Origin of the sequence: Hymenobacter yonginensis (assembly GCF_027625995.1) — a bacterium.
GTDB lineage: Bacteria > Bacteroidota > Bacteroidia > Cytophagales > Hymenobacteraceae > Hymenobacter > Hymenobacter yonginensis.
Genome location: NZ_CP115396.1, coordinates 943,035 through 966,150, shown reverse-complemented (window position 1 = coordinate 966,150; position 23,116 = coordinate 943,035). Strand labels below are relative to the sequence as shown.

Annotated in this window: 25 protein-coding genes; 14 read left to right on the top strand and 11 right to left on the bottom strand. The window is 62.5% G+C overall.

From position 1 onward, the window contains the following. Positions 1 to 169: 169 nt before the first annotated feature. Both O9Z63_RS04220 and O9Z63_RS04215 read left to right on the top strand, forming a co-directional pair. The gene (locus O9Z63_RS04220; RefSeq protein WP_270128059.1) at positions 170 to 706 is read left to right on the top strand and encodes a GNAT family N-acetyltransferase; all 537 of its coding nucleotides are present in this window, start codon (positions 170 to 172) and stop codon (positions 704 to 706) included. Between the two features lie 111 nt (positions 707 to 817). After that, positions 818 to 2,353 (top strand): malate:quinone oxidoreductase, encoded by a 1,536-nt coding sequence (locus O9Z63_RS04215; RefSeq protein WP_270128057.1) that lies wholly within the window; start codon positions 818 to 820, stop codon positions 2,351 to 2,353. Positions 2,354 to 2,520: 167 nt separating this feature from the next. Here the strand turns inward: O9Z63_RS04215 and ctlX are convergent, their stop codons facing one another. Further along, positions 2,521 to 3,444 (bottom strand): citrulline utilization hydrolase CtlX, encoded by a 924-nt coding sequence (gene ctlX, locus O9Z63_RS04210; RefSeq protein ID WP_270128056.1) that lies wholly within the window; start codon positions 3,442 to 3,444, stop codon positions 2,521 to 2,523. A gap of 108 nt (positions 3,445 to 3,552) precedes the next feature. On the opposite strand from ctlX, the gene O9Z63_RS04205 reads away from it, so the two are divergent. Continuing rightward, entirely contained in the window at positions 3,553 to 3,957 is a 405-nt protein-coding gene (locus O9Z63_RS04205) for a hypothetical protein (protein WP_270128055.1), read from the top strand. Positions 3,958 to 4,286: 329 nt separating this feature from the next. After that, a complete protein-coding gene (locus O9Z63_RS04200) occupies positions 4,287 to 6,782 on the top strand; it encodes an alpha-amylase family glycosyl hydrolase (RefSeq protein WP_270128054.1) in 2,496 nt (831 codons plus the stop codon). A gap of 169 nt (positions 6,783 to 6,951) precedes the next feature. On the opposite strand, the gene O9Z63_RS04195 is transcribed toward O9Z63_RS04200, so the two are convergent. Further along, positions 6,952 to 7,143: a cold-shock protein gene (locus tag O9Z63_RS04195; protein WP_044013145.1), complete on the bottom strand. Its 192-nt coding sequence runs from the start codon at positions 7,141 to 7,143 to the stop codon at positions 6,952 to 6,954. Positions 7,144 to 7,722: 579 nt separating this feature from the next. Here O9Z63_RS04195 and O9Z63_RS04190 point away from each other — a divergent pair. Next, positions 7,723 to 8,667: an NmrA family NAD(P)-binding protein gene (locus O9Z63_RS04190; protein WP_270128053.1), complete on the top strand. Its 945-nt coding sequence runs from the start codon at positions 7,723 to 7,725 to the stop codon at positions 8,665 to 8,667. 60 nt (positions 8,668 to 8,727) lie between these two features. Here the strand turns inward: O9Z63_RS04190 and O9Z63_RS21170 are convergent, their stop codons facing one another. Next, complete coding sequence (locus tag O9Z63_RS21170) at positions 8,728 to 8,919, bottom strand: DUF2158 domain-containing protein (protein WP_408613562.1); 192 nt, start codon at positions 8,917 to 8,919, stop codon at positions 8,728 to 8,730. A 182-nt stretch (positions 8,920 to 9,101) separates the two neighbouring features. On the opposite strand from O9Z63_RS21170, the gene O9Z63_RS04185 reads away from it, so the two are divergent. Further along, on the top strand, positions 9,102 to 9,944 hold the full coding sequence (locus O9Z63_RS04185) for an ion transporter (protein ID WP_270128052.1): 843 nt from the start codon (positions 9,102 to 9,104) through the stop codon (positions 9,942 to 9,944). Between the two features lie 15 nt (positions 9,945 to 9,959). On the opposite strand, the gene O9Z63_RS04180 is transcribed toward O9Z63_RS04185, so the two are convergent. The 6 genes from O9Z63_RS04180 to hutU form a co-directional block, all read right to left on the bottom strand. Continuing rightward, positions 9,960 to 10,445 (bottom strand): hypothetical protein, encoded by a 486-nt coding sequence (locus O9Z63_RS04180; protein WP_270128050.1) that lies wholly within the window; start codon positions 10,443 to 10,445, stop codon positions 9,960 to 9,962. Positions 10,446 to 10,570: 125 nt separating this feature from the next. After that, positions 10,571 to 10,927 (bottom strand): hypothetical protein, encoded by a 357-nt coding sequence (locus tag O9Z63_RS04175; RefSeq protein ID WP_270128049.1) that lies wholly within the window; start codon positions 10,925 to 10,927, stop codon positions 10,571 to 10,573. Positions 10,928 to 11,224: 297 nt separating this feature from the next. After that, positions 11,225 to 12,001, bottom strand: coding sequence for an NADPH-dependent F420 reductase (locus O9Z63_RS04170; RefSeq protein ID WP_270129240.1), 777 nt, complete (start codon positions 11,999 to 12,001; stop codon positions 11,225 to 11,227). Between the two features lie 137 nt (positions 12,002 to 12,138). Next, a complete protein-coding gene (locus tag O9Z63_RS04165; protein ID WP_270128048.1) occupies positions 12,139 to 12,618 on the bottom strand; it encodes a hypothetical protein in 480 nt (159 codons plus the stop codon). A gap of 182 nt (positions 12,619 to 12,800) precedes the next feature. Beyond that, positions 12,801 to 13,424, bottom strand: a complete 624-nt coding sequence (locus tag O9Z63_RS04160) for a hypothetical protein (RefSeq protein WP_270128046.1) — start codon at positions 13,422 to 13,424, stop codon at positions 12,801 to 12,803. Between the two features lie 55 nt (positions 13,425 to 13,479). Continuing rightward, positions 13,480 to 15,243, bottom strand: a complete 1,764-nt coding sequence (hutU, locus tag O9Z63_RS04155; protein ID WP_270128045.1) for a urocanate hydratase — start codon at positions 15,241 to 15,243, stop codon at positions 13,480 to 13,482. A gap of 249 nt (positions 15,244 to 15,492) precedes the next feature. Here hutU and O9Z63_RS04150 point away from each other — a divergent pair, with 249 nt between their 5' ends. From O9Z63_RS04150 to O9Z63_RS04140, 3 genes are all read left to right on the top strand, one after another. Beyond that, the gene (locus tag O9Z63_RS04150; protein WP_270128044.1) at positions 15,493 to 16,152 is read left to right on the top strand and encodes a DUF2975 domain-containing protein; all 660 of its coding nucleotides are present in this window, start codon (positions 15,493 to 15,495) and stop codon (positions 16,150 to 16,152) included. A gap of 5 nt (positions 16,153 to 16,157) precedes the next feature. Further along, complete coding sequence (locus O9Z63_RS04145; protein WP_270128043.1) at positions 16,158 to 16,385, top strand: helix-turn-helix domain-containing protein; 228 nt, start codon at positions 16,158 to 16,160, stop codon at positions 16,383 to 16,385. A 108-nt stretch (positions 16,386 to 16,493) separates the two neighbouring features. Then, positions 16,494 to 17,486 (top strand): MBL fold metallo-hydrolase, encoded by a 993-nt coding sequence (locus O9Z63_RS04140; protein WP_270128042.1) that lies wholly within the window; start codon positions 16,494 to 16,496, stop codon positions 17,484 to 17,486. A gap of 103 nt (positions 17,487 to 17,589) precedes the next feature. Here O9Z63_RS04140 and O9Z63_RS04135 read toward each other — a convergent pair whose 3' ends face one another. Both O9Z63_RS04135 and O9Z63_RS04130 read right to left on the bottom strand, forming a co-directional pair. Continuing rightward, the gene (locus tag O9Z63_RS04135; RefSeq protein ID WP_270128041.1) at positions 17,590 to 18,429 is read right to left on the bottom strand and encodes a DUF4097 family beta strand repeat-containing protein; all 840 of its coding nucleotides are present in this window, start codon (positions 18,427 to 18,429) and stop codon (positions 17,590 to 17,592) included. Beyond that, entirely contained in the window at positions 18,426 to 19,373 is a 948-nt protein-coding gene (locus O9Z63_RS04130; protein ID WP_270128040.1) for an arginase family protein, read from the bottom strand. Before O9Z63_RS04130 ends, O9Z63_RS04135 begins: the two co-directional genes overlap by 4 nt. Before the next feature lie 225 nt (positions 19,374 to 19,598). On the opposite strand from O9Z63_RS04130, the gene O9Z63_RS04125 reads away from it, so the two are divergent. From O9Z63_RS04125 to O9Z63_RS04110, 5 genes are all read left to right on the top strand, one after another. Further along, a complete protein-coding gene (locus tag O9Z63_RS04125; RefSeq protein WP_044013160.1) occupies positions 19,599 to 19,967 on the top strand; it encodes a SpoIIAA family protein in 369 nt (122 codons plus the stop codon). Positions 19,968 to 19,994: 27 nt separating this feature from the next. After that, positions 19,995 to 20,426, top strand: coding sequence for a hypothetical protein (locus tag O9Z63_RS04120; protein ID WP_270128039.1), 432 nt, complete (start codon positions 19,995 to 19,997; stop codon positions 20,424 to 20,426). Between the two features lie 155 nt (positions 20,427 to 20,581). After that, a complete protein-coding gene (locus O9Z63_RS04115) occupies positions 20,582 to 21,316 on the top strand; it encodes a YebC/PmpR family DNA-binding transcriptional regulator (RefSeq protein WP_270128038.1) in 735 nt (244 codons plus the stop codon). Positions 21,317 to 21,737: 421 nt separating this feature from the next. Then, on the top strand, positions 21,738 to 21,941 hold the full coding sequence (locus O9Z63_RS21165) for a hypothetical protein (RefSeq protein WP_408613561.1): 204 nt from the start codon (positions 21,738 to 21,740) through the stop codon (positions 21,939 to 21,941). A gap of 107 nt (positions 21,942 to 22,048) precedes the next feature. Continuing rightward, positions 22,049 to 23,116: a proline iminopeptidase-family hydrolase gene (locus O9Z63_RS04110; RefSeq protein WP_270128036.1), complete on the top strand. Its 1,068-nt coding sequence runs from the start codon at positions 22,049 to 22,051 to the stop codon at positions 23,114 to 23,116.

The following is a 23,116-nucleotide window of genomic DNA, read 5'->3' as shown; positions in this document are numbered from 1 at the left end:
GGCGGCGCCTTTATTGCATTATCAGGGCATCGGTTTTTATTATTCTACCGCCACAAAGAATAATGCGGCGCAGCAGATAGAAGCCAAACAATCCGCCCGTCTGCCGCCTTACCTTCGCGTGGCCGCTGCGCTGGCCGACCTCGCCAGGCGGCTTTTTCCTGCTTATTTCATGATCCGACTCGAATACTTCACCCCGGCCGACTTTCCGCAGCTTATCGACTGGATTACCGATGCTAAGCTGCTCATGAACTGGTCGGGCTCTTTGTTTAGCTTCCCCCTCACCGAAGACAAGCTGGCCTGGTACCTCGAAGACACCAACGACCCCGCCACCTCCGACGCGCTGGTGTACAAGGCCATCGAAACCAAGACCGGCGAGGTGGTGGGCCACATTTCGCTGGGCGGCATCAGCCGCAAAAACAGCGCCGCCCGCATCAGCCGGGTGCTGGTCGGCAATAGCACGGCGCGGCGGCGCGGCATCTGCCAGGGCATGATGCAGGCCATCCTGCGCATCGGCTTCGAAGACCTGGGGTTGCACCGCATCGACCTGGGCGTCTACGATTTCAACACCGCCGCCATCCGCTGCTACGAGAAAGCCGGCATGCAGCAGGAAGGCCTCTCGCGCGACATTCTGCGCTACGAAGGCGAGTACTGGAGCCTGATTGAAATGAGCATGCTCGAGCACGAGTGGCGCGCTCTGCAGGGCTAATGCCAGCCTAGCAATACCTTTTTCCGGCCTCCTCACGTACCGTATCCGGGCCGTTCGGGCGGCAGCGCGCTGTTGCGTCTGCGCCGGGCGGCTGTTTCCGTCTCTATCCTCATGAGCACACCTGCCTCCGACCTTACTACCAACACTACTACTACCGATGTCGTCCTGATTGGAGCCGGCATCATGAGCGCCACGCTGGGGCTGATGCTCAAGGAGCTGGACCCCAGCCTGACCATCACCATCTTGGAGCGCCTCGACGTGGCCGCCGCCGAAAGCTCCGACGCCTGGAACAACGCCGGCACCGGCCACTCGGCTTTCTGCGAGCTGAACTACACGCCCGAAAAGCCCGACGGCACCATCGACATCAGCAAGGCCCTCAAGATTGCCGAGCAGTTCGAGGAAAGCAAGCAGTTCTGGGCCTACCTCACCGAGCAGTACAGCGTCAAGGAAATCCAGCGCTTCATCAACCACATTCCGCACATCAGCTTTGTGTGGGGCGAGGAAAACGTGGAGTACCTGCGCAAGCGCCACGCGGCCCTCACGCAGTCGGCCCTGTTTGAGGGCATGGAGTTCAGCACCGACCCCGCCGAGCTGCGCGCCTGGATGCCGCTGGTGATGGAGGGCCGCGACCCGCAGCAGCCCGTGGCCGCCACCCGCATGGACCTGGGCACCGACGTCAACTTCGGCTCGCTCACGCGCGGTATGTTCTATCTGCTGCAGGAAAAGCCCGGCGTGACCATGCACTTCCACCACGACGTGCAGAAGCTGCGCCGCAAAGACGACGGCACCTGGAGCGTGAAAGCCGAAGACCGCACCACCGGCCAGACGATGAAGGTGCGGGCCCGGTTCGTGTTCATCGGGGCCGGCGGCGGCTCGTTGCCGCTGCTTGAGAAGTCGGGCATTCCGGAGGCCGACGGCTTCGGGGGCTTCCCGGTGAGCGGGCAGTGGCTGAAGTGCACCAACCCCGCCGTCATTGCCCGCCACGACGCCAAAGTCTACGGCAAAGCCAGCGTCGGCTCGCCGCCCATGTCGGTGCCCCACCTCGACTCGCGCATGATTGACGGCCGCAAGGAGCTGCTGTTCGGGCCCTACGCCGGCTTCAGCACCAAGTTCCTGAAAACCGGCTCCTACCTCGATTTGCCCGGCTCCATCCAGCTCAGCAACCTGCGCCCCATGATTATGGCGGGCCTGAAAAACCTGCCGCTCACCAAGTACCTCATCCAGCAGGTGCGCCAGTCGCCGCAGGACCGGGTGGCGGCTCTGCGCGAGTATATGCCCGAGGCCCAGTCGCAGGACTGGGAACTGGCTGTGGCCGGCCAGCGCGTGCAGGTTATCAAGAAAGACGAAAAGCAGGGCGGCGTGCTGGAGTTCGGCACCGAGGTAGTCACCAGCGCCGACGGCTCCATTGCGGCGCTGCTGGGCGCTTCGCCCGGCGCCTCTACGGCCGTCAGCATCATGGTGCATCTGGTGCAGAAATGCTTTCCGCAGCAGGCCGCCTCGCCGGAGTGGCAGCAGAAGTTCCACGAAATGCTGCCCTCCTTCGGGCAGTCGTTGGCCACCAAGCCCGAGCTGGTAGCCGAGGTACGGGCCCGTACCAGCAAGGTGCTGGGGTTGGTAGAGCCCGCCTCGCAGCAGGCTGGCAGCTAACCTCAGAACGTCCTTTAACCTTAGAACGTCATTCCGAGCGGAGCGAGGAATCTCGCGTGCTGATGTTGCGGTAGTAATCCCAACGTCAGCACGCGAGATTCCTCGCTCCGCTCGGGATGGCGTTCTGATTTATAAGGCTTTACCTGAACCTACTCCTCCCCATCTACTTACACCCGCTCCGGCAGAAACACCTCGGCCAGCATGCACCGCACGCTGCCACCGCCTATCGTTTCGATGGTGGGGATGGACAGCGGCAGCAGCGTGGCGTAGGCACTCAGCGTGTGGCGCTGGGCGGGCGTGAGGGCGTCGTGGGCGTTTTGGGAAAGGGCCAGCAGCACCGGCCCGGCGGCGGGCTGCAGCGCCAGCATGTTGCCGGCGAAGCGCGCCACCTGCGCCAGCGTAATGTCCACGATTTCGTGGCCGGTTTCCTGCAGCGAGGCCACCACGGCAGCACGCTCGGCAGCGGCGCGGATGCTTTCCAGGCACACCACCGCAAACCCCGGCCCGATGCTCAGCAGCACGTTGGTGTGGTAGATTTCCTGCCCCTGCGCGTCCTGCGCCCGAAACGCCACCGGCCGGTAGCCCAGCTCGGCGCACACCTCCGCCAGCAGCGCCGCATCGGTGCGGGGCGACAGACCGGCGTAAGCCACACGGTGCTCGTGGTCGAAGATGATGCTGCCGGTGCCTTCCAGAAACACCGCCTGCTCTTCCCGCGCCGAGTAATCCAGCACTTCCGTCACGGCGAACTGCTGGGCCAGCACGGCTACCAAGTCGGGGCGGCGCTCCAAGCGGCGGTTGGGGGCGCACATGGGGTAGAGCAGCACCCGGCCGTCGGCGTGCAGGGTGAGCCAGTTGTTGGGAAACACGGCGTCGGGCCTGGCGGGCGTGGGCACATCCTCAAACACCAGCACCCGTAGGCCATGCGCCCGTAGTTGCGCCACGGCCGCGTCGAACTCCGCTACGGCCCGGGCCTGCAGCTCGGCGGGTGTGTGCCCGGCCATCAACTGCTGAAACGAATTGGAAGGCGCGGTTTCGAGGTTGAAGCCGAAGCTGGCCGGGCGCACCATCAGCACAATAGAAGCAGACTGCATCTGGAAGAAAAAGGGGTGAGGGCTGTAAAGATGCAGCCCTACTCTGAAACCGGCTGAACTATGCGGCCCCCACCCCGTAGAGCGTAGTTCCCCCACGCTCCTGCTACCATGTATCATGCCTTACCAGCCCGCGACTTTCTCGACCTCACCTATCGGGACGACGTCTGCTTCATAATCAACCGGATTCTGCGTCCGCTGGCTCCTACCGAGGCCCAGGAAGCCTACGCGCTGATGCTGGACGCTGCCAACCAGCACGGCTGCCAGCACTGGCTCATCGACCTGCGCCGCCACAGCACCTACCAGCCCGAGATGCTCACCACGTTTTTTCCGCAGCCCGGCGACCAGCCCGGCAAGCTGACGTATCTGGCCTACCTAGTTTCGCCGATGCTGCTCGCCGACATCGAAGGCCAGGACGACACCCCTCTGCCCGCCCACTACGACAACCTGCCGTTCCGCGTCCAGCTGTTCGTAGACGAGTTGGCTGCGCAGCAGTGGCTGACCAGCAACACTTAGGATATGCTTGGGCGCAGTTGACTGCCTGATAGCACGCTGTTGAGACACAACGGTTGGAGCCTCGTCGTTGCTGACGCAGTGTATACTATACTGTCTACCCGTGAGCCCAATCAAACAACCAGCCAATAAACGTCTGTTTATCAGCCACAAAACTTACTTATAGTTAATTTTTTGGGGATGACGCCCGCTGGCAAGCAGCGCGGAGTACGGAAGCGTATCTTTATGATTCGCCTTCGCAAAAATCCCCTATGAAACACCTTGTACTTCTTTTCTCACTGCTTTTCGGTTTTGCCGGAGCGCAGGCCGGCCAACTCATCTTTCGAGTAGATATGGGGACCCGCACAGTGCCCGCGGGCGGGGTGCACGTAGCAGGCACCTTCCAGGCCCCGGCCGGGTTTCCGGCCAACTGGAACCCCGCCACCACGGCCCTCACCGACCCCGACGGCGACCATATCTGGGAGGCAACCGTGACGGTGCCGGCCGGCGTGTTCCTCTACAAGTTCGTGAACGGCGACACCTGGGGCGGCGCCGAGCTGGTGCCTGCCGGCTGCGGCCTCGATGATGGCGGCGGCAACGTAAACCGGCAGGTGGTGGTGGGCGGCACGGCCGTGCGTCTGCCCCTCGTGGCCTTCGGCGACTGCGCCACGCAGGTGCGCTTTGCCGTGGACATGAACGGCCAGACCGTAGCGGCCGGCGGCGTGCATGTGGTGGGCAACTTCCAGACTCTGGCCGGCTACGGTGCCAACGACGACCCCACCGCTCTGCCCCTGCGCGACGACAACAATGACGGCATCTTTGAAGCGCAGATTTCGCTGCCTGCCCCCGGCCGCTTCCAGTACCGCTTCGTGAATGGCAGCACGCTGGCCGCCGTCGAAACCGTGCCCGCCTCCTGCGGCACCCCCGACGCCACCGGCACCCTCACCCGCGTGCTCGACGCCACCACCGCCGCTACGACTACGCCCGCCTTCTGCTTCGGGTCGTGTGCGCCGTGCAGTGGCGGGCAGCCCGGCACCAACTACGCCACGCACTGGTGGAACGACGCCGTATTCTACGAGATTCTGGTACGCAGCTTCCAGGACAGCAACGGCGACGGCAAGGGCGACTTCGTGGGCATGACCCAGCGGCTGGACTACCTCAACGACGGCAACCCCGCCACCACCACCGACTTGGGCGTGACCGGCATCTGGCTGATGCCCATGATGGAGTCGCCGAGCTACCACGGCTACGACGTGAGCGACTACAAGGCCACCGAAGCCGACTACGGCAGCATGGCCGAGTTTGAGGCGTTTCTGGCCGCCGCCCACCAGCGCGGCATCAAAGTCATCATCGACCTGGTGCTCAACCACTCTTCCAGCCGGCATCCGTGGTTTACGCAGGCCGTCGGCAACGCCAACAGCCCCACCCGCGACTGGTACCGGTGGTCGGCCACCAACCCGGGCTACCTGGGCCCCTGGGGGCAGACGGTGTGGTACCCGCGCGGCGGCAGCTACAACTACGCCCTGTTCTGGAGCGAAATGCCCGACCTGAACTGGCGCAACCCCCAGGTGCGGGCCGCCATGTGGGACGTCAGCCGGTTTTGGCTGCGCAAAGGCGTGGACGGCTACCGCCTCGATGCCGTGAAGTATCTGGTGGAAGACGGCCCCACCCTGCTCGACACGCCCGAAACCCTGGCGACGCTGGAAGAATTTCACGACTCCGTGCGGGCCGTAAACCCGGCCGCCCTGACGGTGGGCGAAGCCTGGAGCAGCACCCGCCTAGTGGTGCCCTACGTAAGCAACGACCGGCTGGACCTGTGCTTTGAGTTTGATCTGGCCGAAAGCATCATCAACGCCGTCAACCAGGGCAGCGCCTCCGGCCTGCGCACGCAGCTTAACCTCGTCAACACGCTCTACCCCAAGCTGCAGTACGCCACCTTCCTCACCAACCACGACCAAAACCGCGTCTTCGATGTGCTGGGCAGCAACCCGGCCCGCATGAAACAGGCGGCGGCCCTGTACCTGACCATGCCGGGCGTGCCGTTTCTGTACTATGGCGAGGAGCTGGGCATGGCCGGCACCGGCCCCGACGAAGACAAGCGCCGCCCGATGCAGTGGACGGCCGGCACCCAGGGCGGCTTCACCACGGGCACTCCGTGGCGCACCCTCAACGCCAACTACCGCCAGTTCAACGTCGCCAACGCCCAAGCCGATCCGGCTTCGCTGCTCAACCACTATAAGAAGCTGATTGCCCTGCGCACCACCCACGAAACGCTGCGCAAAGGCTACTATCTGCCGGCTGCCGCCTCGGTTCCGACGGTGCTGGTCTACGCGCGGGTGTATGAGCAGCAGGCCACGGTGGTAGCCACCAACCTGAGCGGCACCGCGGCCAGCACCCCGGCGTTGTCGCTGGGCATTTCCACGCTGGCGGCCGGCACCTACCAAGTGACGGACCTCTATAGCGGCCAGGCAGCCGGCACCGTGGTAGTAGATGCGCAAGGTGGCTTCAGCAACTGGACGGCCACCCTGCCCGCGCTGGCTCCCAACGGCACCTGGATGCTGCAGCTGCGCGCGGCCACCGTCAACAGCACCGCCAGCGCCAAGCCGGCCTTTGCGCTGGCCCTGTACCCCAACCCTGCCACGGGCCCGGTGCGCCTGGACCTGGCCGCCGCCCCGGCCGCCAGCAGCCAGGTGCAAGTTTTCGACCTGACCGGCCGGCTGGTGCATACCGCCCGATTCGCGGGCGGCACCTACACCATGCCCGTCGCCCATCTGCAGGCCGGCACGTATTTCGTGCGGGTGCAGTCGGGGGCGGCGGTGGCCGTGCAGCGGCTGGTGCTGGAGCGGTAGGCTACAAGAGCAGCCAGCGTTGCTTCGGGCGCTGGCTGCCCTCAGGGCCTTGCAGCAACCTTTTATCCTGGGCGCAGAGATTCTACAAAGAAGCTTACGCTGCCGAGCAACACAAAAAAAGGAGCATGCCGGGTGGCATGCTCCTTTTTCATATAGGCGGTGAGGGAAACTACGCGCGGCGTACTTTCACAGCGTTCAGACCTTTACGGCCTTCTTCTACCTCGAACTCAACCTTGTCGTTGTCGCGGATTTCGTCGATCAGACCGGTTACGTGAACGAATACGTCCTGGCCGGTGGCGGCGTCGTTGATGAAACCAAAGCCTTTGGTTTCATTGAAGAATTTTACTGTTCCTGTTGACATGATGCTTAGGAAATGAAAGGAAATGAAGCAACCGGCAACGAAACTCTACAATAATTCAGCATAGCGAATCAATGGTAGCGGTACGAGGCTATTTGCCTTTAACGATGTAAATATAGGGCTTATTTTCATTCCGCCGGGCGCGGGCCCACTTGCAGGGACAAGGCAGGCAACGTCTGGGCAGGATTTGCCGGTTTGTTTCGCTGGTATTTCCGCCTCACCGCAGCACCAGGGGCGTTTGCAGGTTTTTTTCCTGCCTGCTGATATTCGCCAAAATAGCTGCCGCGCCCAGACAAACGCCCGGCCCCAAGCCTGAAACCACGGCTTTTCGGCCGGCATCCCGGCGGCTTTGGCCGCGCCCACACCACGCGCCGGAGCGGCCGGTCTACTCATCGAAGGCAGACCAAGCTGCACCGAAGTTGCGGAAGATACGGCGGCCTCTGGTAAGGGCCCCGGTCCGGCGGCTCTTTGCGCAACCTAAGTTAGCGAACAAGTCTGCACGCTCGTCGCAAGCCTATTCATACAACCTTGCGGCAGGCAACCGGGTATTACGGCCTCGCGCCAACCTTTTCTGATACCCGAATGGCTACTGCCTCACAACCTGCCGCTGCAACTCCTTCCACTCCCGATAAGCCGCTCATCGTGCTGGCTGGCGCTACCGGGCAGCTGGGTTTGCTGATTGCCCACTTCCTGCGCCAGCGCGGAGCCCCGGTGCGGGCCCTGGTGCGCCCTGGGGCCGTGGCCGGGGCCGAGGCGACTTCGCTGCGGCTGCAGAGCGTGGAAGTGGTAGCCGCCGACTACTCCGATCCAACGGCTCTTATAGAGGCCTGCACCGGAGCAAGTTGCGTGGTGTCGGCGCTTTCGGGGCTGCGGGAGGTGATTGTGGATGCCCAGACCCAACTGCTCGATGCGGCCGTGGCGGCAGGCGTGCCACGCTTCATTCCCTCTGACTTTTCAGCCGACTTCACGCGGCTACCTGACGGCTCGAACCGCAACTTCGATTTGCGGCGGGAGTTTCAGCGGCGGCTGGAGCAGGTGCCCATTCAGGCCACGTCTGTGCTCAACGGCATGTTCATGGACCTGCTGACCGGGCAGGCGCCCGTAGTGCTGCCGGGTCCGAAGCGCGTGGTCTACTGGGGCGACGCCGACCAGCCCCTGGACTTCACCACCATGACTAACACGGCCGAATTCACGGCCGCCGCCGCCCTCGATGCCACCACGCCGCGCTACCTGCGCGTGGCGGGCGAGGTGGCCAGCATCCGGGGGCTGCAGGCAGCGGCCACGCGGGCCACTGGGCAGCCCTACAAGCTGTTTCGGGTAGGCGGGCTGGGCGCTTTCGGCAAGGTGATACAGGTGACGAAAGCGCTGATGCCGGCCAGCAGCGAGGTATTTCCGCCGTGGCAGGGCATGCAATACCTGCACAATATGTTCAGCGGGCAGGCCAAGCTAGCCGAACCGCTCGACAACGACCGTTACCCCGAAATCCGTTGGACGCAGGTGCACGAAGTGCTGGCCGGGCGCCAGTAGCACCTGGCGGCCTGCGCCGGCAATCCAGCTTCGTTCAGCGCGGAACCTGCACCACCCGGCTTATGCCTTGGCCGTTGAGGAAGCGGCTGGTACATGCTGCACGGCGTCGCGCGGGAACGTAACGGGGCCCTGCAAGCGGTTTTGCTCATCAAACCAGGTACAGGTTGTTTCCTTGAGGGTGAGCTTGACGATTGTCATAACCGGGCCGCCGGACTGCAGCCGAACGGTGTCGCCTAGGGTATATACTGCCATTGTGTAGGTAGAAATGAATGATGGTGTCACGCTGACACGCATCAGGAAATAGGTAGCCGCAATACTACCGAATTCGGTGCAGCTGCGCCACACGCCAGGCAGTTCGGCCGGGCCGGGGTGTTTTATCGTAAGCCCAAAGCTGTACCGGCTGCCTCGGCCGGTCTGCCTCCCTCCTGCCGCCTATGGATATCCGCCCCCGCGAAAACGCGCCCGCTTGGAAGCAAAACGCCTACCGCATCATCTTTGAGTCGGATACGCGGGCAGGGCAGCTGTTTGATATTGTGCTGCTGGTGGCCATCGTGCTGAGCGTGCTGGCCGTGATGCTGGAGAGCGTCCGCAGCATTGAGGCGCAGTATGGGCCCGCGCTGCGGGTGGTAGAATGGGTGTTTACGGGGCTGTTTCTGGTGGAATACGGGCTGCGCCTGCTGGTGGTGCGGCGGCCGCTGGCCTACGCGCTGAGTTTGCTCGGCATCATTGACTTTCTGGCCATCGTGCCCACGTTGGCGGCGCTGGTGCTGGCCGGCAGCCGCTACCTGCTTGTGATTCGGACACTGCGGCTGCTGCGGGTGTTCCGCATCTTCAAGCTGGGCCAGTTTGTGGGCGAAGGCGAGTTTATCGTGCAGGCGCTGCGGGCCAGCCGCTTCAAGATTCTGGTGTTTCTGACGGCCGTTTTCACCCTCACCATTGTGGTGGGCACGCTGATGTACGTGGTGGAAGGCGGGCAGAACGGCTTCACTAGCATCCCGAAAAGCGTGTACTGGGCCATCGTGACGCTGACCACGGTTGGCTACGGCGACATTTCGCCGGCCACGGTGCTGGGCCAGAGTCTGGCGTCGGTGCTGATGATTATGGGCTATGCCATCATTGCCGTGCCGACGGGCATTGTGTCGGCCCAGATGGCGCTGCCGACCGGCGGCCGCCCCGCCGCCCCGCCCGCTTTCAGACAGGTGATATGCCACGTGTGCCAGGCCCAGGAGCACCGCCCCGACGCCGAGTATTGCTGGCGCTGCGGCGAGAAGTTGTAGCGGGGCGTACGTGCGCTACTTTGCGCCCAATTCCGGCGGCACTATCAGCCACTTGAAGCTGACGCCTTTTACGTCGTTGGGAGATAGTCTCGGCCTGTCGGGCTTGGGTGTGGGTTTGGCATAGGGGCGTTGCGAACCGTCGGCGGCTACTACCAGCAGGTTTTCATAGGGGATGAACACGAAAAGATGGTCGCCGGGTCGGGCTACGCGTTGCAACGCCCGCAGGTCGAGGCGGGACTGAGACACGAGCATGATGGGCAGTACTGGCCGGCCGGCCCGAACCAGCGTGACTTCGGCGCCGGTGGCGCGGTAGCTGCCGGCCGCCGGACAACCGGGCGCGGGCACCAGGCGCATCTGCGCGCTGGCAGGCAGTGCGCTACCGGTGGCTGGTATGGCCTGCCCGTTGTGCAGCACTTGCAGCACGGGGGCAGAACAGTCGGTTTGGGCGACGGCCGCGGTGCCCGCCAGGCAGCCGAGCATTGTAAAGAAGATTTTATACATAGATCAAGCCTTAGTTATGCAACACCTAACGGCGCTGAGCTTCAACGTTGCGGCCGCCAACCAGCGTATCACTGACTGAAAATAATAAAGCCTTCTACAGGCATTCCACGCACCCACTCCCCTGCTTACCGCGGAGCACTCAACGGTGTGGGCAACGCGGCCCGTAGCTGGTCGCTGGTGAACTGGAATCGGACGGCCCCGCCGGGGCAACTGATGTGGGTGGTGTAGGTTTTCACCCACAGAAACGTCTCTTCCTGCACCGGCCCAAAAGCCGACCAGGGAATGAACAGCGGCGGGTGACCCACGAAGAAGATTTTCCAGGTGGACAGGTACAGGCCCTGCGGGGTGATGCCCATGCGGGCGGCATTGTTGTATTTCGCCACCCCAATCCGCAGGTAGGCTAGCGTCTGCCGGTACACGGCGGGTGCTTCGGTTGCGGCATACTCCTCGGCCAGGCGGCTCCAGCCCATGCGGGATATCATGAAAACTATCAGACACCAGAAGGCTCCAAAAACGGGGATAAATAGTAGCGGTAGCCAAGGCACGATAGGATGCATACGTGCGGATACGCGGAGACCCACGCAGGGGTTGAAACTGGTGCTTTCGTGGTAATCACCCGAAACGAAAAGTGCCGCCCCAGTTTCCTGAGGCGACACTTTTCAGTTTGCCACTGTGCCTTCACGGCCTCGCACTTTTATGATAGTGCTATCGGCGCGGAGACGCGAACTATAAAGTTCGCGCTACGGTGCGGCGGCTTTGGAAAGGCTTCAGGCAGTGGGCTACTTCAGCTTGATGCCCTGGGCTTCCATAGCCTGCTCCGTCTTGGCGTGGTTGGCCAGGTACTCGGCGTGCTGGGCCTCGGTGCGCTCGGTACCAAGGCTCGCAAAATGCTCACGCAGCTTGTCGGCGGGTAGGTCGGCGCCGTAGGACGGGGTGCCGGGCTGCTGGCGCCACGACTCGTGCAGGGTGCCATCGTCCACGGCGTCGAAGCCCAGTTCGTCTACCAAGGCCATTACTTTCTGCTTGGCGGCGGCATCGTCGCCGGCTACGGGCAGTGAGATGCGGCCGGGCGTGCCGGCAGCTTGCCCCTTGTTTTGCAGGTGGTCGGCGTAGATGTTGTTGAACACCTTCACCACGGGGCGGCCCAGGTGCTGCTGCACCCACTCACTTTCGGTCAACGAGCCGGTTTCCAGCTCCGCAATTTTGCCGTCGCGCAGGTGGGGATAGTAGTTGCTGGTGTCGATGACGGGCACGTCGGCCGGCACGCTGGCGAACAGGTCCTTGGGCAGGTCGGGAATGTTTTTCAGTGGGATGGTTACCACGATGATATCGCTGCCGTGGCGGGCCGCTTCCTCGGCCGTAACGGGCGTAGCGCCAGTTTTCTGGGCCACGTCCTTCAGTGTCTCGGGGCCGCGGGAGTTGGCAATGTATACCGAATGGCCGAGGCTGGTGAGCCGCACGGCCAAGGCGCTGCCGATGTGGCCGGCGCCAATGATTCCGATGTTCATAGTTGCGTGGTTTTGGTTGGTGCGCCGGTGATGTGCCGACGCAGGTATAGGTTACTGAACAGCGGAGGAGTAGGTTTTGATTTTTTCTTCTCGAGTAGACTACAACGAGCAACGCCGCCGGAGCGGGGCTCGGGCGGCGTTGAAACCATGAAAAGCATCTGACTAACAGAGAAACCTCTAATAACCTAATCAAGCCAGTATGCATTCACCCATGTTTCACCCTTATCTATAATAACAAGTGGTTCAGGGTCGAAGCTGTTATGCTCCTCCAATCGGGTACCCTCACTCAACATGACCACTTTCTTACCAAGCATTGTAGACAAACTCACCAGATAACTCATCAACTGCAAATGGTTTTCGGGCTGTTTGAACTGCCTTGGATCAATATCACCATCAATGATATCCTCGGCAAGAAAGAAGCAATTGACCTGTACCTCCCCTACAGAAATGCTTGCAAAAGGCCAGCCATCTGCTTCGTTATCATCCCAGCATTTCAAAACCGCTGTAAAGTCTATAGACTCATGTTCCTGCTCGTACGCATCTCGGAACATAACTTTATAGGTAGCATTTACAAATTCAACCCATTGGCGCCAGTCGGCGCGGGTGGTATCCAGCACATAGGTATCAGGTAATGAGCCATCAGGAGTATAGATGTATCTTTTCACATCTACCCAACTTAGTTGCGCCACGCTGACTTGCATATACTTCGCTCTAAAACTTACTCCCGCCCCGGAATCTTCACCCCGCGCTCCTCGGCCACTTGCTAGACCAGTTCGCACCCCGCATCGACGGAGCGGAAGATGCTCATGTCGGGAGCAATATATGAGCCTGCAGAGCAGGCGCTAACTCAGCATGGGCTGAAAAACTCCACTTCCTGCAGACGACCATTCTTGAACAGCAGATTCAGCGAAGCATCCGTAGGAACGCCTTTATAGAAGAAAGGCAAATACATTGCTTCTCCCGGTCGGCTGGATGCCGGCTCCTCGGCCTGCTTGGCAGAAATCGGATAGAAACGGCGGACGTCCTCCAGGGTAGTATGCTGGTTGAGCAGGAGCTTCCCCAGCTTGCCCTGAAACTGGCCGGTAGTCACGTTGAAGCTGGCCAGCACTGCCTGGGAGCCGGCTACCTCGTAGAAGGTTTTGCCATAGTACCAGAAGTCGCCGTTGGCGTTATCGACGGGCTCTAACTCCCCGCCGCACTCCACCGCTCCCCTGGCGATACTGTCTGGGCGACCGAGCTGACTGATCAGCATCTTGGTGCTGAGTTGCTCATGCGGCTTGCCGTTGATGGTCAGCATGGACAGCTCGATATACTCTGGGTTATCGGGTTGGGCGGCGGCGGGGGCGGGCTGGGCCGGCTCCGGAGTCGTTTGGGTTGGTTGGGTTGGCTCAACGGTGGCTACGTCAATAGTAGGGGTGCTTTGGCAAGCAGCCAGCCCCAGCAGGCCAACCAGTAGAAATGTAGGTTTCACGTAAATTATCACAGTGTACATGATCAGGTAAGGTGCTGCAAGATATACGCTACGCCTACTCCCACCCCGGAATTTTGACCCCGCGCTCCTCGGCTACCTGCCGGGCCAACTCGTAGCCGGCGTCGGCGTGGCGGAAGACGCCCATGCCGGGGTCGGTGGTGAGCACACGGCGCAGTCGCTCGGCTTTTTCGGGGGTGCCGGTGGCCACTATCACCATGCCGGAGTGGGTGGAGTTGCCGATACCCACGCCGCCGCCGTTGTGCAGCGAAACCCAGTCGGCACCGCTGGCGCAGTTGGCCAGGGCGTTGAGCAGGGGCCAGTCGGCTACGGCGTCTGAGCCGTCGAGCATGCCTTCGCTTTCGCGGTTAGGCGAGGCCACGGAGCCGCAGTCGAGATGGTCGCGGCCGATGACGATGGGAGCCGAGACTTCGCCCCGCGCCACGAGGTCGTTGATGACCAGGCCGAACTTCTCCCGCTCACCGTAGCCCAGCCAGCACACCCGCGCCGGCAAGCCGATGAACGGCACCTTGGCCTGGGCCTTCTCAATCCAGCGGGCCAGCATCTTATTGTCAGGGAAGGTTTCCAGCAACGCCCGGTCGATGCGCAGAATATCGGCCGGGTCGCCACTGAGGGCAGCCCAGCGGAAGGGGCCTTTGCCCTCGCAGAACAGCGGCCGGATGTAGCCGGGCACGAAGCCGGGGTAGAGAAACTGGCCGTGCTCGTCGCGCACTTTCAGGCCGCCTTTCTCGGCCTGCCCGCGCAGGTTATTGCCATAGTCGAGGGCCACGGCACCCGCAGTCTGCATATCGATAATGGCCTGGCAGTGCTTCATGATGGACTGTAGGGCCTGCCGGCGGAACTCGACGGGGTCATCTTTGCGCAGCTGCAATACCGCGTCGATGTCGCCTTCGGGCAAGTAGTCCAGCAGGTCGTGGGCAGAGGTCTGGTCCGTTACGATGTCCACTTTGTAGCCCTGGGCCAGCAGCTCGGGCAGAACGGTGGCGGCGTTGCCGGTGAGGCCGATGCTCCAGCCGATGCGGGCGGCTTTGTACTGCTCGCACAGGGCCAGGGCGTGCGGCAGGTCGCGGGCCTGCTCGTCGAGGTAGCCTTCGCGCACCTTCTGCTTCACCCGCTCGTCAATCGGCTCGATGACGAGGCACACGCCGTCGTTCATGGTCACGGCCAGCGGCTGCGCGCCGCTCATGCCGCCCAGCCCGGCCGTGACGGTAACGGTGCCAGCCAGCGTGCCCGCAAAGTGCTTGTCGGCCACAGCCGCGAAGGTTTCGTAGGTGCCTTGCAGGATACCCTGGGTGGCAATATAAATCCAGGAGCCGGCCGTCATCTGCCCGTACATCATAAGGCCCAGCCGGTCCAGCTCATCGAAGTATTCCTGGGTGCTCCAGGCAGGCACGAGGTTGGAGTTGGCAATCAGCACGCGCGGGGCGTGGGCCCAGGTGCGCAGCACGCCCACCGCCTTACCGCTCTGCACCAGCATGGTTTCGTCGGGCTCCAGGTTTTTGAGGGTACGCACAATGGTCTGGTACTCCTTCCAGTTGCGGGCGGCGCGGCCGGCTCCGCCGTACACAATCAGCTCGTCATACACGAGGCTCACGGCTGGGTCGAGGTTGTTTTCCAGCATCCGCAGGGCCGCTTCGGCTTCCCAGGTTTTGCAGCGCAGGGTGGTGCCGTGCTGGGCGCGCACCATTTCCGCGGGCTTGTACTCGTAGTACATGGGCCGGGTGGCGGGCGTGGCAGTCGGGTCTGATTGGCTGGTGGCTTCCAGGTTCAGTTCGGGGGTATCGAGGGCAGATTGGGGCATGACGAGGGAAAGTTTGGGTGGGGAGCAGCAAGATATTGTTTTTCGGCGGGCACCGGAATCGTTGCGGCCTACCGCTGCGCACGGGTTAGCAGAGCTAGGAATCAACACAGATTCCGCAGCCTACTGCCAACCTGATTTGAGCTATCAATTGCCATTAGCATTTACCTATAAACGGATATTATTTATTGTTTATCAATAAATAACTCTTACTTGCAGCAGGTATTCGTCTCACGCTAATCGTAACGCCTCATGGCTCAGATAACCGGATTGCTGCTGAAATTCCTGCGTGCCATTTTCCTGCTGATGAGTATTGCGGGGCTATTGTTTGTGGCACCCTTTGTTGCCTACCATATCCTGTATCCCAGCACCCCCGGCGACGTGGTAGTGCTGAACGTGCGGCAGCGCATCTCCCACTACAATTCGGAACTGCATTCCCAGGCCGAGCAGCAAGTGGCTGGCGGCAAACCGGCCCGGCTGCTGATGCACGCCCAGATCGGTACGCTGGTAGTGCAGGAGCCCAGCGCTGTTCGCCGCGTGCTGCTGCGCCTCGTCAATGCTGAGCGGGGGCCGCTGCCGATGATAGTGGCCGGTTTAGCTTTTGCCCTCCTCATGGCCAAAATTCTGGGCGACATCAAGCCCGGCGTCCCCTTCACAGCGGCCAATGTGCGGCGGCTGCGCTGGCTGGCCGTGTTGCTGCTCTGTTGCGAAGTGTATCAGCGGGCGGCCAGCTGGTGGATGCAGGACTACCTGAGCCGCCTGCCAGCAGCAGGCACCGCCGACTTGGTGACCAACGCGGATTTTGGGTCGTCGATGCTGTCGAGTGGGCTGGCGGCGGCGGTGCTGGTGCTGCTGGCCAGCAGCTACCAGCGGGGCGTAGAGCTGACCGAGGAAGCGGAACTAACCGTCTGATTCTGATGCCGATTGTAGTCCGATTAGACGTGATGCTGGCGCGGCGCAAGATGTCGCTCAGCACCCTGGCCGCCGCCGTGGATATCACGCTGGCCAACCTGTCCATTCTCAAGAGCGACAAAGCCAAAGCCGTGCGTTTCAGCACGCTGGAGGCCATCTGCCGGGTGCTGGAGTGCCAGCCCGGCGACCTGCTGGAATACGTGCCCGAGCCGCCGGCTGCGCCGGCTGAGTAGCCCGCGGCCTGCGGTGCCGGCCGGGGCAGAATCGTGGCATTCGCGGCCCTGGCGCAGCCCTGCGGCCGGCTTCTGCGTATGCAGGGCCAAACCTTACTGTTGTTTGCTATGAAACAGGTAGCCGCTGGCGTAACCCAGCTTCAGATTCAGCGCTTCGTTAATCTTTATTTCGTGGAAACCGGCCGCGCCGGCGAATGGGTGCTGGTAGACACCGGCCTGCCGGGCTCCGACAAGGACATCATTGCCGCCGCCGACAAGCTGTTCTACCCCGGCACGCATCCCGAAGCCATCATCCTGACGCATGGCCACATGGACCACTCCGGCTCGGTGCAGGCGCTGGCCGAGCACTGGAAGGTGCCGGTGCTGGCCCACCCGCTGGAGCTGCCTTTCCTCACGGCCCGCGCTGTGTATCCAGCCGCCGACCCGACGGTGGAAAACGGCGGCTCCCTGGCGTTTGTGGCGCGGTTTTTCCCACCGCAGTCGTTCCAGCTCTCCAATTACGTGCAGGCCTTCCCTACAGATACCGAGGAGGTGCCCTACCTGCCGGGCTGGCGCTGGGTGCACGTGCCTGGCCACGCGCCCGGCCAGCTGGCGCTGTTCCGCGAGTCGGACCGCACGCTGCTGGGCGCCGATGCCTTTGCCACTGCCAACCACGAGTCGGTGCCGAAGCTGCTGCTGCAGGTACCCGAAATCAGCGTGGCCGGCGCGCCCTTCAACTACGACTGGCAGCAAGTGCGCGAGTCGGTGCAGAAGCTGGCGGCCCTGCGCCCCGCGGCCATCGGCTGCGGCCACGGCCCCGTTATTACCGGCCCCAAGGCCACCGAAGGACTTCAACATTTAGCCGATAACTTTCCCATGCCCACCAAAGGACGCTACGTACAAGAACCCGCCCGCCTCGACGCCAACGGCGTTGCCTCGGTGCCCCCCGCCCCTTCCGATCCGCTGCGCACCAAGCTCGCCATTCTGGGCGCTGCCCTGGGTGCCATGGCCGCCGCCGCCTACTTCATCAAGAAGCAGAAGACGCATCAACAGAACGCCTACCCTACTACCGAGCCCGATGGCCCACGCCACGAGCGTACCGGCGAGGTAATCCGGCACTAGGCGGCTGTAAAACCTAATTTTCACCGTGCCCCGACGGCGGGCAGGCGGCTACACCCAACCGGGTGGCAACCACCTGCCCGCCGTCGGGGCACGGTCTTTTCAGCTACTCCTTCCCCGGCGCTGACGACGAGCTGGCGTCCGACTGCTGCACATCCACGCTGCCGTTTACGGTGGCCAGACGCAGCTGCGGACCGCCTTTGCCGAAGGTGGCGGTGAGGCTGCGGGGCAGCAGCTGCTTGCGGGTGGCCGGGGCCAGCTTGGCTGTCACGCGGCCGTTGGTGGTGCGGGCCGTGAGAGTGGCGGCATACGTGGTGGGCAGCCGGCACTGCACGCTGCCGCTGGTGGTTTGCACATCGAAGCCGGTGCCGTCCCAGGTGGGGCCACTGAGCATGAGGGCCACGCTGCCGTTGGTGGTTTTGCCGCGCACGTCGCCGGCCAGGTTCAGCAGCTGCACGCTGCCGTTGGTGGTTTCGAAGGTGATGGTGCCCTGCACGTTTTCGAGGTGCAGGCCGCCGTTGGTGGCGTGCAGCGCCAGGCTGGTGCGGGTGGGTACCAGCACCTCGTAGCTCACACTCCAGTCGTCGAGGCTGCCGTTGGCGCGGGCGGCCTGCACCTGGTGGTTGGCGGTGCTGATGCGGACACTGGCCGCCAGGGCCTGGGCGGCCGCCAGCTCGCCGGAAGACGCCCGTACCAGCGCCCGTACCCGCACAGTAGAGGCGTCCCAGCCCCGCACCGTAATGTTGCCGTTCAGGCGCGCATCCACGGAAAGCGCCGTGCCGGCCGGGGGCGCAGGCAACGTCAGGTCGCGGGTTTCGCAGTAGGTTTTGCGTAGCTGCGTGGTGGCGTTGACTTCGCACTGAAGCTGGAAGGCCGGTGCGGCTGGCGTTTGGGCAGCCACCGGGCCGGCCAGCGCCAGCAGCAAAGCCAGGAGCGGATATTTCATAGCACTGTCAGGTTGGAGTGAAGAAAGCCAGCAGTCGGCGCGGGCCCGGCTGCTACGCCGGTCAGGTAGGCCGCCAGCACGGTAGCGGCCAGGCGGGCCGTCTGGTTGTCCCGGTCGAACACTGGGTTGAGCTCCATGATTTCAAACAGCCGCACCTGCGGCTGGCAGCCGGCCAGGAAAGCCGCTTCCGTAGCCTGCCGCGGCGTGAAGCCGTCGGCGCTCGGGGCCGATACAGCCGGCGCAAACGCCTCAGCGCAGCTGTCCACATCAAAGCTCACGAAACAGGCTGCACTGCCGGCCGCCCGCGCCAGCGCGCGGCTCATGTACAGCGGCATTCCATCGGCCTGCACATGGGCCAGCGGTACTACTGTGGCCTGCTGCTGGTGCAGAAACTCAATGTCGGGCCAGGTATTGAGGTTGGAATGCAGGCCAATTTCGGTGAAGTGCGGGCCGTGCAGAAATCCTTCGCGCAGCAGCCGGCCAAACGGCGTACCGCTGCTGATAACCGGCCGGTCTTTCACGTCGGCGTGGGCATCGAGGTTGATGCCGCCGATAGCCTGCCCGCCAGTGGCATCGGAAAGGCCGCGGGCGGTGCTGTAGCTGCCATCATGGGAGCCGCCCAGCACCACCACCCGCGGATACTGCCGCAACAGCGCCGCCAGCTGCTCGCGGATGTGGGCGTGGTTGGCGGCGTGGTCGGGGTGGCGCAGGGCCAGGTCGCCGGCATCGGCAATGCGCAGGTGGTCGAGGCGCACGTGGTGCTCTAGGTTGTAGGCCTTGTGGTAGCGGCGTAGCTCGCGCCGGATGGCGGCGGGCGCGCCGGCCGCCCCGGCCCGCCCGCCTTCCAGCACCGTCCCAAAATCCAGGGGCAAGCCTACTAGGCAAACGTCGGCTTCGGGCAGCTCCGCGGCCGGCCGAATGAGCTCATGCAGAAAAGTTACCATTCGCCAAAAGTACTATCTAAAGGCCTTGCAGCCGTATGGCGGTTATCTTTGCCGAAGATTACCGTTTTGCCACACCTAATCACTCTTTTCATATTCGCAGCAAGCTGAACGATTCCGGTTGTAAGCACGTTTACAAACAAGTTAAATTTCAATACTACTTTCCCGATATTGCCGATGGTACTTAGCTTACCGCAATTACACGTTCTACTGGATTCCGCTTCGCTGATGATCTACCACAGTCCGGAGCACAACTATCTGCTGGCGGAGTGGCGGGGCCACCACGATTCGGAATCGGCCCGGCTGGGCTGTCAGCGGCTACTGCAGGAAGTGTACAAGACGGGCAGTAAGCGCCTGCTCAATGACAGCAGCGAGGTGTTTGGCGAATGGAAGGAACTGGCCGCTTGGATTGGGGCCACCTTTATCCCGCAGTTGCAGCAGGCCGGCATTGAGGCAATTGCCTGGGTGAATGCCATGGACTGGCCGGCGCGCAGCTGCGTAGCCTCTTCGGTGCATCACACGCCTCATCCAGTCGTGACCATCTTCGACTTCGACCAGCTGGAGGAAGCCCGGCACTGGCTGCAGGCTGGCAGCTAAGCCGGACCCGCACCGTATCTTCCGGCCATGAACAAGCTTCTTTTGCTGGCGGGCCTGCTGCTGGCGGCTCCGGCCGCGCAGGCGCAGCGCCGGGCAGCCGTTCCCCGACTGGCGCCCTCGTTTTTCAGCACCTACGCCTACCTCACCTATACTATTCTCGACAAAGGCACCAGTGCCGCGCCCATGGCGGCGCAGGGCGTGGGCGGCACGCTCACGCTGCGCCCCGACGGTACCTACCAGAAGGCCCTGACCATTGCCGGCAACGGCGGCACCATGCGCTTCGACCAAACGGGCCGGTTCCGCTTCACCGCCGACCGCATTGCCTTCACCTACACCGACAAGAAGGGCCAGCCCCGCACCGACGAGGGCACGTTCCGGCTCACCAACGGCATCCTGACGCTTACCATCCTGGGCTATCCGGCCGGCAATCAGAGCGTGTACACGCTGCGGGCGCAATAGCCGGCGGCAGCGCCGTGGCTGGCTATTGAGCCCGGCCGGGCGGCGGCTCATGGCGGCCTGCGTTGCGCCCGGCCGGGCTTTCTGCTAACTTGCAGCCCGTTCGGCATTGCCGGCCGGTTTGCTTACTTACCTAATCACCTAATCACCGCATATAGATGGGACGCGCGTTTGAATTCCGCAAAGGCCGCAAAATGAAGCGCTGGGACCGGATGTCCAAAGATTTCACCCGCATCGGCCGCGAAATTGTGATGGCCGTGAAGGAGTCGGGCTCCAACCCCGATACCAACTCGCGCCTGCGCACGGCCATGCAGAACGCCAAGGGCGTGAACATGCCCAAAGACCGGGTGGAAGCCGCCATCAAGCGGGCCAGCTCCCGCGAGGAGAAGGACTATTCGGAGGTGGTGTACGAGGGCTACGCGCCCCACGGCGTGGCCGTGGTGATTGAAACCGCCACCGACAACCCCACCCGCACCGTGGCCAACGTGCGCATGTACTTCAACCGCGGCAACGGCGCCCTGGGCACCGCTGGCTCCAGTGACTACACCTTCACCCGCAAGGGCGTGTTCAAGCTAGCTGCAGAAGGCCTGGACCTCGACGAGCTGGAGCTGGAACTGATTGATGCCGGCGCCGAAGACGTGTACGCCGACCAGGACGAAGATGAGCACGGCAACGAAAAGCACTTCATCGTGGTGGAAACCGCCTTCACCGACTTCGGCCAGATGCAGAAGGCGCTGGAGGAAAAAGGTCTGAACGTGGTGTCGGCGCAGCTGCAGCGCATCCCCAACACCACCGTGCACCTCGAAGGCGACGAGCTGGAAGAAGTGATGAACCTCATCGAGAAATTCGAGGACGACGACGACGTGCAGGCCGTGTACCACACGCTCGGCTAAATCACGGATTTAAACGGATTGTCCGGATTTCACGGATTTTGTAGACGATTCAATTAGACAAGCGGGCCGCTCCATTGGGGCGGCCCGCTTGTCTAATTGAATCGTCCATATTTACGTAACACGCTACTTCTATGCCTTCACTACGCTTATGTGCAATGCTGGGCTTGTTATTGGTCATTGGCTGCCAGAAGAAAGACGCCCAACCTGACACAACGTGTGCTGACGAAGATTTCTCTCAGAGCATCGTGACACCCAACGTACAGTTGATGCTGCCAAACGGTATCAGCCCAAACGGTGACGGGCTAAATGACCGATTTATACCTTTTGCCTTCTATACTAATCTGCCTCCGGTTGGAGCACCGCCGTCCCCCACGTTTTCCAGTAGAACGCTGAAAGTATAACAAAGACGGGCCGGAAGCTGGTGTTTGAAGGGCTGAATTATCAGAGCGAATTTGATGGTCATGACAGCCAAGGAGCTGAGCTGCCGGAAGGGAAATACTACTACGAGCTGACATTGGATACCAACTCGGCTCGCGGTACTGTGGTGCTGGTAAGAAGTACCAAGACCTGCAATTGCCGAACAGTGAATTCAAACGACGACTATTTGGCCTCACGCTGCCAATAGAGTAGAGTATTAGTAACGGGCTTTTCCGGGTGGGGCGGCCCGCTTTGCGTTTGGTGGTGGTGGGGAAGTTGGGTAGGTTTAGCTTTCCCACCTTCACACCTCTCTACGTGCTCCATCGACTTCTCTCACTCGCCACGCTTAGCCTGGCCCTACTGGCCGCCTGCTCCGCTCCCACTCCCACCGAAACCGGCGCTTCGGAAACACCCAGTCTCAGCAGCTACTTCCCGGCTCCCGATACCACGCAGCTGCAGACCGGCGGCGTGCAGATGGTGGCCATCAACACGCCCAAGGGCAAGTTCAACGTCTGGACCAAGCGTATCGGCAGCAACCCGCGCCTGAAGCTGCTGCTGCTGAATGGCGGGCCGGGCGCCACGCACGAGTACTTCGAGTGCATGGAAAGCTTCCTGCCCCGCGAGGGCGTGGAAATCATCTACTACGACCAGCTCGGCTGCGGCAACTCCGACAACCCCAAGGACACCGCCATGTGGAGTTTGCCGCGCTACGTGGAGGAAGTGGAGCAGGTGCGCCAGGCCCTGAAACTAGATAGCAGCAACTTCGTGCTGCTGGGCCACAGCTGGGGCGGCATTCTGGCCGCCGAGTACGCCCTCAAGTACCAGCAGCACCTCAAGGGCCTCGTGATTTCCAACATGATGATGAGCGTGCCCGACTATGGCAAGTACGCCGAGCAGGTGCTGGCACCGCAGTTCAAGCCCGAGGTGCTCAAGGAAATCCGGGCCATTGAGGCGCGCAAGGACTTCCAGAACCCGCGTTACATGGAGCTGCTACTGCCCAACTTCTACGCCGAGCACATCCTGCGCCGCCCGCCGGCCGAGTGGCCCGAGCCTGTGAACCGCTCCTTCGCCAAAATGAATCAGTCCTTGTACGTGACCATGCAGGGCCCCAGCGAGTTTGGCGTATCGGGCAAGCTGCTGAACTGGAACCGTGTGCCCGACCTACCGAAGCTGCGTGTGCCGGTGCTCAGCATCGGCGGCAAGTACGACACCATGGACCCTGAGCACATGCGCATGGTGGCCCAAAAGGTGCAGCACGGCACCTCACTCATCTGCCCCAACGGCTCGCACATGAGCTTCTACGACGACCAGCCAACCTACATGCGCGGCCTGATCCGGTGGCTGAAAGGCATGGACCGGGGCGAGAAAACGGTGAAGCTGTAA

What these genes read in the sequence shown, in the direction of transcription:
- O9Z63_RS04220 (WP_270128059.1), top strand. Translation starts at nt 170, where the DNA reads ATGATCCGACTCGAATACTTCACCCCGGCCGACTTTCCGCAGCTTATC.
- O9Z63_RS04215 (WP_270128057.1), top strand. Translation starts at nt 818, where the DNA reads ATGAGCACACCTGCCTCCGACCTTACTACCAACACTACTACTACCGAT.
- ctlX (WP_270128056.1), bottom strand. Translation starts at nt 3,444, where the DNA reads ATGCAGTCTGCTTCTATTGTGCTGATGGTGCGCCCGGCCAGCTTCGGC.
- O9Z63_RS04205 (WP_270128055.1), top strand. Translation starts at nt 3,553, where the DNA reads ATGTATCATGCCTTACCAGCCCGCGACTTTCTCGACCTCACCTATCGG.
- O9Z63_RS04200 (WP_270128054.1), top strand. Translation starts at nt 4,287, where the DNA reads ATGGGGACCCGCACAGTGCCCGCGGGCGGGGTGCACGTAGCAGGCACC.
- O9Z63_RS04195 (WP_044013145.1), bottom strand. Translation starts at nt 7,143, where the DNA reads ATGTCAACAGGAACAGTAAAATTCTTCAATGAAACCAAAGGCTTTGGT.
- O9Z63_RS04190 (WP_270128053.1), top strand. Translation starts at nt 7,723, where the DNA reads ATGGCTACTGCCTCACAACCTGCCGCTGCAACTCCTTCCACTCCCGAT.
- O9Z63_RS21170 (WP_408613562.1), bottom strand. Translation starts at nt 8,919, where the DNA reads ATGGCAGTATATACCCTAGGCGACACCGTTCGGCTGCAGTCCGGCGGC.
- O9Z63_RS04185 (WP_270128052.1), top strand. Translation starts at nt 9,102, where the DNA reads ATGGATATCCGCCCCCGCGAAAACGCGCCCGCTTGGAAGCAAAACGCC.
- O9Z63_RS04180 (WP_270128050.1), bottom strand. Translation starts at nt 10,445, where the DNA reads ATGTATAAAATCTTCTTTACAATGCTCGGCTGCCTGGCGGGCACCGCG.
- O9Z63_RS04175 (WP_270128049.1), bottom strand. Translation starts at nt 10,927, where the DNA reads ATGATATCCCGCATGGGCTGGAGCCGCCTGGCCGAGGAGTATGCCGCA.
- hutU (WP_270128045.1), bottom strand. Translation starts at nt 15,243, where the DNA reads ATGCCCCAATCTGCCCTCGATACCCCCGAACTGAACCTGGAAGCCACC.
- O9Z63_RS04150 (WP_270128044.1), top strand. Translation starts at nt 15,493, where the DNA reads ATGGCTCAGATAACCGGATTGCTGCTGAAATTCCTGCGTGCCATTTTC.
- O9Z63_RS04145 (WP_270128043.1), top strand. Translation starts at nt 16,158, where the DNA reads ATGCCGATTGTAGTCCGATTAGACGTGATGCTGGCGCGGCGCAAGATG.
- O9Z63_RS04140 (WP_270128042.1), top strand. Translation starts at nt 16,494, where the DNA reads ATGAAACAGGTAGCCGCTGGCGTAACCCAGCTTCAGATTCAGCGCTTC.
- O9Z63_RS04135 (WP_270128041.1), bottom strand. Translation starts at nt 18,429, where the DNA reads ATGAAATATCCGCTCCTGGCTTTGCTGCTGGCGCTGGCCGGCCCGGTG.
- O9Z63_RS04130 (WP_270128040.1), bottom strand. Translation starts at nt 19,373, where the DNA reads ATGGTAACTTTTCTGCATGAGCTCATTCGGCCGGCCGCGGAGCTGCCC.
- O9Z63_RS04125 (WP_044013160.1), top strand. Translation starts at nt 19,599, where the DNA reads ATGATCTACCACAGTCCGGAGCACAACTATCTGCTGGCGGAGTGGCGG.
- O9Z63_RS04120 (WP_270128039.1), top strand. Translation starts at nt 19,995, where the DNA reads ATGAACAAGCTTCTTTTGCTGGCGGGCCTGCTGCTGGCGGCTCCGGCC.
- O9Z63_RS04115 (WP_270128038.1), top strand. Translation starts at nt 20,582, where the DNA reads ATGGGACGCGCGTTTGAATTCCGCAAAGGCCGCAAAATGAAGCGCTGG.